General features: G+C 75.3%; 4 protein-coding genes. 1 reads left to right on the top strand and 3 read right to left on the bottom strand.

Annotation, left to right across the window (positions count from 1 at the left end; all coding sequences use genetic code 11):
* Window positions 1-61 precede the first annotated feature (61 nt).
* Entirely contained in the window at window positions 62-640 is a 579-nt protein-coding gene (gene shbA, locus HCN56_RS24370; protein ID WP_245246980.1) for an RNA polymerase sigma factor ShbA, read from the bottom strand.
* 247 nt (window positions 641-887) lie between these two features.
* A complete protein-coding gene (locus HCN56_RS24365; RefSeq protein WP_019431595.1) occupies window positions 888-1,499 on the bottom strand; it encodes a response regulator transcription factor in 612 nt (203 codons plus the stop codon).
* 469 nt (window positions 1,500-1,968) lie between these two features.
* On the opposite strand from HCN56_RS24365, the gene HCN56_RS24360 reads away from it, so the two are divergent.
* Complete coding sequence (locus HCN56_RS24360) at window positions 1,969-2,334, top strand: WhiB family transcriptional regulator (protein WP_167974632.1); 366 nt, start codon at window positions 1,969-1,971, stop codon at window positions 2,332-2,334.
* 316 nt (window positions 2,335-2,650) lie between these two features.
* Here HCN56_RS24360 and HCN56_RS24355 read toward each other — a convergent pair whose 3' ends face one another.
* Window positions 2,651-3,607, bottom strand: a complete 957-nt coding sequence (locus HCN56_RS24355; RefSeq protein ID WP_167974630.1) for a LysR family transcriptional regulator — start codon at window positions 3,605-3,607, stop codon at window positions 2,651-2,653.
* Between the last annotated feature and the right edge of the window lie 52 nt (window positions 3,608-3,659).

Genomic DNA, 3,659 nt, shown 5'->3' with positions numbered 1-3,659 from the left:
GGCCATCGATCAGCGGGGGCCGCGAGGCGTCGCGCCGGGCGCCGGCGGGGGTGACCGCCGGTCAGCCGTGGTCGGCGAGCTCGCGCAGCCGGTTGAGCGCGCGGTGCTGGGCGACGCGGACGGCGCCCGGCGACATGCCGAGCTGCTGCCCGGTCTCCTCGGCGGTCAGGCCGACGGCGACACGCAGCAGCACCAGCCGGCGCAGGTTGTCGGGGAGGTTGTCCAGCAGCTTCGCCGCCCACTCGGCGTCGCTGCTCAGCAGCGCGCGCTCCTCGGGACCGAGGGAGTCGTCGGGGCGCTCGGGCATCTCGTCGGCGGAGACCACCGTGGAGCCCGGGTGGCGCATCGCGGCGCGCTGGAGGTCGACGATCTTGTGCCGGGCGATGCCCACGACGAAGGCGTCGAACGGCCGGCCGGTGTCGCGGTAGTGCGGCAGCGCGCACAGCACGGCGAGGCAGACCTCCTGCGCGAGGTCGTCGACGAAGTGGCGGGCGTCGCCCGGGAGCCTGCTGAGCCGTGCCCGGCAGTAGCGCCGGGCCAACGGGTGGACGTGCGCGAGCAGGTCGTGGGTGGCGCGGGGGTCGCCCTCCACCGCACGATGCACCAGGGCGCCGATCGCCGAGGACTCGTTTTCGCGCATCCCTCCATGGTGCACTGCCGCCGCACCGGACGCCCCACCGCGGTCGGAGTTGTGCACCGACTCGTTACCAGACCCGGCCTGCGCGGCCGGTCGGACCTCGCGGACCGCGGCGGGCGTGGCCGCGGGCGCCGGGTCGGACCGCGGCGTCGTCTCGTCCCCTGGGAGCGTCATGTCTCCAGCATGCGTCAGACGCGGAGTTTTCAGCCGCGAGGCCGCACCTCACCCGCCGCGCGGCAACGGCCGGCGGTCAGCGGACCAGCCCCCAGCGGAAGCCGAGCGCCACCGCGTGGGCGCGGTCGGAGGCGCCGAGCTTCTTGAAGAGCCGGCGCGCGTGGGTCTTGACGGTGTCCTCGGAGAGGAACAGCTCGCGGCCGATCTCCGCGTTGGAGCGGCCGTGACTCATGCCCTCCAGCACCTGGATCTCCCGCGCGGTGAGCGTCGGCGCGGCACCCATGTCCGAGGAGCGCAGCCGGCGCGGCGCGAGACGCCAGGTCGGGTCGGCGAGCGCCTGGGTGACCGTGGCGCGCAGCTCGGCGCGGGAGGCGTCCTTGTGGAGGTAGCCCCGGGCACCGGCGGCGACGGCGAGCGCGACCCCGTCGAGGTCCTCCGCGACGGTGAGCATGATGATGCGGGCGCCGGGGTCGGCGGAGAGCAGGCGGCGCACCGTCTCGACACCGCCGAGGCCGGGCATCCGGACGTCCATCAGGATCAGGTCGGAGCGGTCCGCCCCCCAGCGGCGCAGCACCTCCTCACCGTTGGCCGCGGTGGTCACCCGCTCGACGCCGGGGACGGTCGCGACCGCCCGGCGGAGCGCCTCGCGGGCGAGCGGCGAGTCGTCGCAGACGAGGACGGACGTCATGAGCGGCCTCCGAAGCTGATGCGCATCCCTGGTACCTCCAGGCTGAGTTAAGTCGTCACCGGTGCGGGCGACGGGACTCGGACACCCGCCCGAGTGGTGGACTCCGCCATCCGCCTCGCCTTCTCAACGACGGTCACCCGAAAGAGTTACGGCTTCTTCGCCTGCCCTTCCGCCGCTCTTCCGGCCGCGACCGGCCGGTTCCCGCACAGCGGTGCCGAACCCCACCGACACCCCTCACCCACCGGGAACCACCCTATGTGACGACCCGGTGACCGATGTGGCGGCAGTGACGCAACACGCCGGAACGGCGGTTTTAACCCGTTTAGAGCTTCTTGGGTCCATGACGAGTACATAAAGCTATATTCGGTTAGTAGTCATATTTACATCCACGTTCGTGGACGTGACCACGTGATTGACCGGATACGCCCTGACACCGCAGAGCGCACGTATCTCGTTCGAGGGGAACCCCATGGCAGATTTCTCCCGCCTCCCAGGCCCGAACGCCGACCTCTGGGACTGGCAGCTGCTCGCCGCCTGCCGCGGGGTGGACAGTTCGCTCTTCTTCCACCCGGAGGGCGAGCGCGGCGCCGCGCGCAGCGCCCGCGAGGCATCGGCGAAGGAGGTGTGCATGCGCTGCCCGGTCCGCGCCGAGTGCGCCGCCCACGCCCTGACCGTCCGCGAGCCCTACGGGGTGTGGGGCGGACTGACCGAGGACGAGCGCGAGGAGCTGCTCGGCCGCGCCCGCCGGGGCCTGACCACCCGCGAGGAGCCGTCCGTCCGCTCCGACCGGGAGGAGCGGGTCACCGACACCGGCCACGTCCTGCACGCCGGCTGAGCCGCCGCCCGGTCACCCCCGCCCGACGGGAGCGGCGGGCGGGAGCCCAGGCGCCCGGTCCGCGGCCGCTGGGTCGCCCACCCGGTCGGCGGGTGCCCCCGGACCGGCGGGCGCCCGCACGGCGGGGGGCGGCCACCGACCGTGATCACCCGACCGGCGGGCGCCCGGCCCGCCGACGCGCGCAGGGGCCGGCGACCACGCGCTCCGGCGCACGACCCGTGACAGGGCCGAATGGCCCAGTTTCCGCAGACGGCGGGGCGTGAAAGGCGGGCCCGCGCTCCACGCTCGCTCTCACGCTCCGTCACATCGCGAGGCGTCAGCTCCCTTCGGCGGGCGGCCCGTCGGCGGGCACCTCCTCCGCCGCGCCGGTGGGCACGGCCGGCCCGCCGCACTCCGCCAGCGCGTCCAGCAGCGCCGCGACCGCCGGCACCCCGGCGAGTCCGGGGAGGGTGAGCGCGACGATCTCCCGCCTGGTCGGCGGGGTCACCGGCACCACGCGCACGCCTCGCGGGCGCACCGGCTCCAGGGCCAGCTGCGGCAGCACCGCGACCCCGAGGCCGGCCCCGACCAGCGCGACGACGGCCGGGTAGTCGTCGGTCGCCAGGTCCACGCGCGGCGTGAACCCCTCCCCCGCGCAGACCCGTTCCAGTTGCTCGCGGCAGCGGGGGCAGCCCGCGATCCACGGCTCGTCGGCGAGGTCGCGCAGCGGCAGCTCGGTGGCCTCGGCGTGGCGGTGGGAGGCGGGGAGGACGCCGACCAGCAGGTCCGAGCGCAGCCGCCGGACCTCCAGCCCCTCCCAGGGCTCCTCGCCCCGGGCGTCGGGATAGCGGAAGGCCAGCGCGACGTCGCAGGCGCCGGCGCGGACCAGCTCCTCCGACCGGGGCGGTTCGGCCTCCGAGAGCGAGACCCGCAGCGCCGGGTGGCGGGCGCGGAGCGCCGCCAGCGCGGCGGGCACCAGGGTGGAGCTGCCGCTGGGGAAGGAGACCAGCCGGACCTGCCCGGCGCGCAGGCCGGCGATCGCGGAGACCTCCGCCTCGGCGGCGCCGAGCGCGGCGAGCACGCCGTCGGCGTGGCGCGCCAGCACCTCGCCCGCCTCGGTCAGCCGGAGCGTCCGGCCGTCACGAGTGAGCAGCGGGGTGTGCGCGGCGCCTTCGAGGGCCCGGATCTGCTGGCTGACGGCGGGCTGGGTGATGCCCAGCTCGCGCGCGGCGGCCGAGAAGGAACCGGTGGTCGCGACGGCCCGGAAGACCCTCAGATGACGGGCTTCGAACATGAACCCAGGATAGGAGCGCGCGAGGGGCGCCGCCGCCCGCGCCGACCGGCGG

The sequence above is a fragment of the Streptomyces lonarensis genome (genome assembly GCF_012033735.1).
GTDB classification, from domain to species: Bacteria; Actinomycetota; Actinomycetes; order Streptomycetales; family Streptomycetaceae; genus Streptomyces; species Streptomyces lonarensis.
The sequence above is the reverse complement of the archived record's forward strand: the minus strand, read 5'-3'. Positions and strand labels throughout refer to the sequence as shown.

Coding starts and splice junctions, on each gene's coding strand:
- shbA (WP_245246980.1), bottom strand. CDS start 640: ATGCGCGAAAACGAGTCCTCGGCGATCGGCGCCCTGGTGCATCGTGCG.
- HCN56_RS24355 (WP_167974630.1), bottom strand. CDS start 3,607: ATGTTCGAAGCCCGTCATCTGAGGGTCTTCCGGGCCGTCGCGACCACC.
- HCN56_RS24360 (WP_167974632.1), top strand. CDS start 1,969: ATGGCAGATTTCTCCCGCCTCCCAGGCCCGAACGCCGACCTCTGGGAC.
- HCN56_RS24365 (WP_019431595.1), bottom strand. CDS start 1,499: ATGACGTCCGTCCTCGTCTGCGACGACTCGCCGCTCGCCCGCGAGGCG.